At 33.6% G+C, this 6,237-nt stretch carries 7 protein-coding genes; all 7 read right to left on the bottom strand.

Annotated elements, in window-relative coordinates:
* Positions 1 to 134 precede the first annotated feature (134 nt).
* Entirely contained in the window at positions 135 to 581 is a 447-nt protein-coding gene (locus BAQ49_RS03980) for an ASCH domain-containing protein (protein ID WP_071744275.1), read from the bottom strand.
* A 38-nt stretch (positions 582 to 619) separates the two neighbouring features.
* Positions 620 to 823: a hypothetical protein gene (locus BAQ49_RS33255; RefSeq protein WP_180237370.1), complete on the bottom strand. Its 204-nt coding sequence runs from the start codon at positions 821 to 823 to the stop codon at positions 620 to 622.
* Positions 824 to 1,412: 589 nt separating this feature from the next.
* Positions 1,413 to 2,210 (bottom strand): undecaprenyl-diphosphate phosphatase UppP, encoded by a 798-nt coding sequence (uppP, locus tag BAQ49_RS03970; protein ID WP_071744274.1) that lies wholly within the window; start codon positions 2,208 to 2,210, stop codon positions 1,413 to 1,415.
* 17 nt (positions 2,211 to 2,227) lie between these two features.
* Positions 2,228 to 2,965, bottom strand: coding sequence for an ABC transporter permease (locus BAQ49_RS03965; protein WP_071744273.1), 738 nt, complete (start codon positions 2,963 to 2,965; stop codon positions 2,228 to 2,230).
* A complete protein-coding gene (locus BAQ49_RS03960; RefSeq protein WP_071744272.1) occupies positions 2,958 to 3,887 on the bottom strand; it encodes an ABC transporter ATP-binding protein in 930 nt (309 codons plus the stop codon). Before BAQ49_RS03960 ends, BAQ49_RS03965 begins: the two co-directional genes overlap by 8 nt.
* Positions 3,888 to 3,955: 68 nt before the next feature.
* Positions 3,956 to 4,969, bottom strand: coding sequence for a sensor histidine kinase (locus BAQ49_RS03955; RefSeq protein WP_071744271.1), 1,014 nt, complete (start codon positions 4,967 to 4,969; stop codon positions 3,956 to 3,958).
* Complete coding sequence (locus BAQ49_RS03950) at positions 4,959 to 5,672, bottom strand: response regulator transcription factor (RefSeq protein WP_071744270.1); 714 nt, start codon at positions 5,670 to 5,672, stop codon at positions 4,959 to 4,961. The genes BAQ49_RS03955 and BAQ49_RS03950 overlap by 11 nt, the downstream gene beginning before the upstream one ends.
* Positions 5,673 to 6,237 lie beyond the last annotated feature (565 nt).

The raw sequence follows: 6,237 nt of genomic DNA, 5'->3' as shown, positions 1-6,237 counted from the left end.
TGGGACCTTGTCCCTGTGAGAGTAGGACGTCGCCAAGCAACTAAAACACGAGTCTTTTGACTCGTGTTTTTTCGTGTTTAATAAATATAGCTTGTCATCTATGTATTTCTTGAGTGATAGATGACAAGCTATATTTATTTTTTTACATCGATAAGTTCAAAACGCTCACAAACAAGCAGCATATCTTCAGAAAAACTAAGCCCAAGCTCGTTTAGTTCTCCTGTGAAGAACTGAATGTGGGTGTCTCTCCAGTAACTATAGGTACGATCGCCTTCACCTTCAGCGATAGCAAATTCTTCAGTTACTTCATTCATTGGTGTTACAGTTACTTCTATTGTTTTAATGATAGCTACAGGTTCATCTTGACTATTGAGTACAATACTATAATCATTGGTTGTTGGTAGCGGTTCGCTTTCTAATTCATAAAAAATATGGCCGGAGCATGTTGCGGTTTTCACACCATCAATGACTAGTTTAGCGAGATAATCAGGAGAATCACCAAATTGCCAAGCTGTAACGGATTTCGGTTTGTCATTGTTCCCCCAATAAGTATCCCAATATGTTTGCGCTAATGGATTCATTTGTATATTTACCTCACTTTAGTTAAAGTTTATTTTCTTTATAAGTTCTGGGCAATTTGCTTATTTGTAATAGTTTTGTAGTCATTTAAAATTTGTATTGTTGTATTACGGATCAATAAAGATAATATGCTGAATGAGTATGGTTTATAAACCCGTTCTGTCCATTTATGGCCATCTTTCCCGTAGACGACCATATTAATAGACGGGATGTTTAATTTGCGGATTGGATGTTCTTTTAACAATCCGAAATCTTCAATACCGACTGTATCTAAATGTGAATGATAAATGATAGTCGAGGGGGAGTTGTTTTCTCCTTTTACAAATGCAAATACATTTTTTCTACCTATTGGATCATGAGGTACATGTTAAATCCATATGTGTTCAGGATACTTTTGAAAATAAGGGAAGCTTTTTAAAATATTATATAGTTCATCTATAATACTAACTTTGCCAATGGTACCGTTAATACTATTAAATGAAACTAAATGCTTTGTTAGTAGCTCAACTTGCTCTTCTAACGGTAAAGCTTGTAGTATTACACCAGGTTAGAACGTTTGTTCTAACTCGGTGTAATAGGTACATACAATCAATTGAGGTACTTATTTTGAGTTTAGTATATGCGTTTAAAGGAGAAATGCTATTACTAGGATCGGGTTTCAAGTATAGCTTTTGATTTTACATATTTTAATGATTGGTTCAAAGAATATTCGAATTATTAATGGTCGTGTATTATCAATATGCCATATTGAAGTGAGTAATACTAGAGGTGAAATAGATAAAAACCGATATTCCAATTTCAATATCGGTTAATAATATGGGACTTATATGAATCTATAGCAATACGAAAAGTGTAAATAAGATAGCCAATAAAATACGATAATATGCAAAAGGTTTTAAACCTATCTTCTCTAAAAGCTTCAGAAAAGTTACTACTGCTAGCATTGCTACAAGAAAAGAGGTAATGAATCCTACCGTAAACATAGGAATATCATCTACACTTAAATACTTCCAACTTTTTAATAAGTCTAACCCTGTAGCTCCGACCATTACAGGAATGGCAATGAGAAAAGAGAACTCAGATGCAGCCTTATAATTTATTTTTGCTAATAGCCCTCCAGAAATAGTAGAGCCCGCTCTAGAGAAGCCAGGATATACTGCTAAGCATTGGAATAACCCAATTGTTAATGCTTGACGGTATGTTAAATCATCTAGTGAAAAAGAGGTTGCCTCTGCCTTTTTTACTTCTGCAAAAATCATAAGAATTGCTCCTGCTACAAGTCCGATTACGACAGTATACGGCTGAAATAAGTATGTTTTAATAACATCATGTAGTAGTAAACCAGCAACTACTGCCGGAAATACGCCAAGGAATACATGTAATGCGTTGAATTTTTTCTCTTTTCTTAGAAGAGGCTTAATATTACATAAAGAAACAAGGCGTTTATGATATAAGATAGCGATAGCTAAGATTGCTCCTAACTGAATGACAATTTCAAACGTTTTTGCCCGTTCTCCTTCAAAACCTAATAAATGTCCGACTAATATAAGATGACCAGTAGAAGAGATAGGTAAAAATTCAGCTAACCCTTCTACAATACCGAGTATGAAGGCAATGATGATATCGCTCATAGTTTCACTCCTATAAATTAATGAATATCTACTCTCTTAAAATAGAATAGTGTTGCAATAAACCCGAAAATGGTAGTTACCGCGATGATGATATAAGAATACTCTGGTGGATAAGTCGATTGTAATTCGTTATTTGCTATATCTAGAGTGGCGGTCCATGGGAATAGGTCTTTATGTTTTGAATTTACGATCATAAGGTTAGCCATTGTAATAATAATTGTTAATATAATAGGTGGTACATAGGTTTTCATTACAAGAGTTAGTAGTACAATAGGTGAAGACAATAGAAAAAGAAGTCCACCACATATTAAAAATTTTACGAGAGAGTCCAAAAGTAAGGTGATACTAAATCCAGGGAAGCTACCTAGTAGCCCTAATAATAAAGTTAGTGCCCAAGCGATTAAAGTTAGCATCATGATCCAAAGGAATAGAAGGATGAACTTACTTATAATAAAGCTAATGCGTGATACTGGGATAGTTAGTAAATGTTTTAGTGTATCTTCTGTATATTCACGGGTAAACAGATAAGCAACCACTACTCCATATAAGGGGAATCCTATAATTAAAGTAGTATATAAGTTAACTTCAGTGAATAATTGATGGAACAAAATAGTTGGAGTAGGTTGTTTTGTCTGTATGTGTATATAAGACGCTACTACCACTAAGAAAGGTGCGACACCAGCCCCGATAATACTAATCAAAAACATATTAGAGCGTTTTAGTTTTAATAGTTCTGTATAGAGTAGATTAACCAATCTTTCCACCTCCAACTAGTTTAGTGAAATAATCTTCTAATCTGTCTTCGCTCATCACCATTTTTAATACTTCAATATCGTTAAGAACAAACGTTCTGTTAATGCGTCCTTGCTGTCCGAAATGAGAGTAAACGCGAATATTCCCTTCATCACGTACTTCATAATCAAAAATTTGAAAATGATTTTCTAATAGCATCGCAGCTTTAGGGTCATTATTCACCTGGAATTCTATGTATTTACGGTTTGCTTTACGCAGCGTATCAAGAGAAACTTCCTCTAGTAACCTTCCTTCATGAATAATCCCCATACGATCGACTAATTGTTCTACCTCGGCTAATATATGACTGGAGATAAGTATCGTTATATTTCTTTCTTGAGCTAAAGATTTAATAAGTTTTCGCATTTCTTTAATACCGATGGGGTCTAGACCGTTAGTTGGTTCATCTAATATGAGTAGTTCAGGATAATGAAGAAGTGCACGTGCAATTCCCAAGCGTTGTTTCATTCCTAAAGAGTATTTTCCTACTAATTTTTTTGTTTCGTGCTGCAAACCTACAATTTCCAAGGCCTCTTCAATTGCATTCCTTTTGTGAACTCCAATTATCTTTGCATTAATTAATAAGTTTTCTCTTGCTGTTAAGTTTTCATAAAACCCTGGAACTTCAACGATAGAACCAATTCTTCTTAAAATGTCTTTTTGGTTTTGAAACAAATCTTCCCCAAATATTTCAATATTTCCACTTGTAGGTTTTATAAGGCTGAGCAGCATACGAATGGTTGTTGTTTTACCGGCACCGTTACGTCCTATGAATCCATAAATCTCGCCTTGTTGTACATTGATATTTAGATTATCTACTGACTTTTGGTTCCCATATATTTTAGTAAGATTCGTCGTTTTTATAATTGTATTTATAGGAGACACCTACTTTCTATAAGTTCTTAATTACATGATAAAAAGAAGGGTTTAACTACGTATTAATCATTTCTTAACTATTTCTTAAAAGTAGTGTATTTTGGGATGGAAAAGCCAAAAGTAGTTCTTTCCCAAGGAATACTGTCGACCCATATATGTCCACCATTTTTCTCAACGAGCGCTTTACAAATAGAAAGCCCAAGGCCGCTACCACCCAAAGAGGAGTTTCTTGATTGTTCGCTTCGGTACATTCGCTCAAATACGTTTTGTAAATCATGTTTTGGAATGCCGGGTCCTTTATCCCAAATAAGAAGTTCATATTCTGTATCGGTTTCTAGTAGCTCGACTCCTACTATTTTCCCATCCTTTCCGTAATAGATGGAATTTTTCGTTAAATTCCCTATAACGCGTATAAGGCTAAGATGATCTGCAATAATAGGACAAGTAGATTCTGGTATGAGAACTTGTAGTTCGATATTATGTTTTGAAAGCTCAGGTAAAAACTCGATTAACACTTCTCTAGTAACTTCGGAAAAATCGAGTTCTTCTTCTTTTAATGGGAGTTCATCAGCATCTAGCTTGGCCATATTAAAGATTGCATCGACTAGATGTTTTAAGTCATTTGATTTCTTATAAAGTATTTCAAGATATTCTTGCTTTTCTACTTCAGAAGCAGCGACATCATCTTTTAAAGCATCAATATATCCAATAATAGAAGTGAGTGGTGTTCGGATATCATGCGAGACACTAGAAAAAATTTGTTTTCTCGATTCCTCGGATTTTTTCGCCTCAATCTGAACTTTTTCTAATTCGGCTATTAATTCGTTTATTGAAAACACGATATTATGTAATGAGCGATCATTGTTCGTGAATAATCTTGTTTGTAAATTTCCTTTAAGTGCACGATTTAATTTAGTGACCATTGATTTGCGACTTTGAATAAAGTGTATTCTTGAAAAGAAAAGATATATTGTAATTAAGATAAGAGTAATAAATAAAGATATTTTTACTTTGGGGCCCATGTTTATATTTAAAAGCCCGCAAATGATAAGTTGTAATGAAATAAGAAAGAGGATCTTATCAGTCTTCAAGTTTTTCACCTACAAACTTATAACCAATTCCCCATATAGTTTGAATGAATTTCGGATTGGAAGGATCAATTTCTATTTTCTTTCTAAGTTTTCTAATATGTACCATAACGGTATTATCATCTTCTATATAATTATCGTCCCACACATTTCGGAAGAGCTGTGTTTTTGTAAATACTTGCCCTGGGTTTGAGGTAAAGAATCTTAATAGTTCAAGTTCTTTTCCGGTTAAGTTGATTTCTGTATCGTTTGTATGAACCGTGTATTTATTTAAATCGATAGTTAGTCCTTTAAAAGCTAAAGTTGTTTTCTCTTGTACAGTAGTGTTACTTCCAAGAACTAAAAAGCGTCGCATAAGAGATTTTACTCGTGCAACCACTTCGTGAATACTGAAAGGTTTCGTAATATAATCATCAGCCCCAATGCTTAAACCTAAAATTTTATCAACTTCGTGATCTTTAGCAGTTAGCATTAATATCGGTATGTTAGTTTTATCTCTAAGTTTTCTACATACTTCAATCCCATCTACTTTTGGCATCATAAGATCTAATATAACGAGGTTATAGTCGTTTTGATTAAATAAATGCAATGCTTCTTCGCCGTTAATTGCAGTATCTACCATATATAATTCTCGCTCTAAATATCTTTTTAATAAGTCCCGAATTTCTTTATCGTCATCTGCTATAAGAATACGTATATCTTTCATATCGTCACCTGCTTCTAATAGAATGTTATTAATAGTACAATTTGATAAACAAAGGGGAATAGGGAGTGGTAATAAAAAATAAAACAACTTTCTAATTATATACTATTAATTGTTAAAATAAGGTTGCTAGTTTAGCTAGAAAGAGTCAATCGTATAAGTTCGGTAAGATGGGGGAAGCGATTCCTTTGCAATAGAGAAGTGTCTAAATTGAATAGTATTTAGAAGAATAGATTAGTAAAGAAAAGTAGACGTTGGTTTCTATTTTAGTGAAATCTTTATAGGTCCTTTACCGCGAGCTAAAAGAGTACGAAGATATTAAATTAAATATCTTTATAAAAAGGTGTTGACGATTAGAGTTTAGAGGTGTAATATAGAACAAGTCGCCGATGGCAACAACGCAGAAAGCGACAAACGAAATAAAAAACAAAATGAAAAACTTAGTTGACATTGCAAATTGGAAATGTTAACATAAGGAAGTCGCAAATGAGCGACAGACAAGTTCTTTGAAAACTGAACGAAACAAACAACGTGAACGTCAATTTTTATTTTTAGATGCTAGACAAAC

It is taken from the genome of Bacillus proteolyticus (genome assembly GCF_001884065.1).
GTDB classification, from domain to species: domain Bacteria; phylum Bacillota; class Bacilli; order Bacillales; family Bacillaceae_G; genus Bacillus_A; species Bacillus_A proteolyticus.
Note: the sequence above shows the minus strand (reverse complement) of the source record. Positions and strands in the feature narration are given on the sequence as shown.

Bases quoted from the DNA above. Each gene is read 5' to 3' on its own strand.
- uppP (WP_071744274.1), bottom strand. From the start codon at position 2,210: ATGAGCGATATCATCATTGCCTTCATACTCGGTATTGTAGAAGGGTTA.
- BAQ49_RS03980 (WP_071744275.1), bottom strand. From the start codon at position 581: ATGAATCCATTAGCGCAAACATATTGGGATACTTATTGGGGGAACAAT.
- BAQ49_RS03950 (WP_071744270.1), bottom strand. From the start codon at position 5,672: ATGAAAGATATACGTATTCTTATAGCAGATGACGATAAAGAAATTCGG.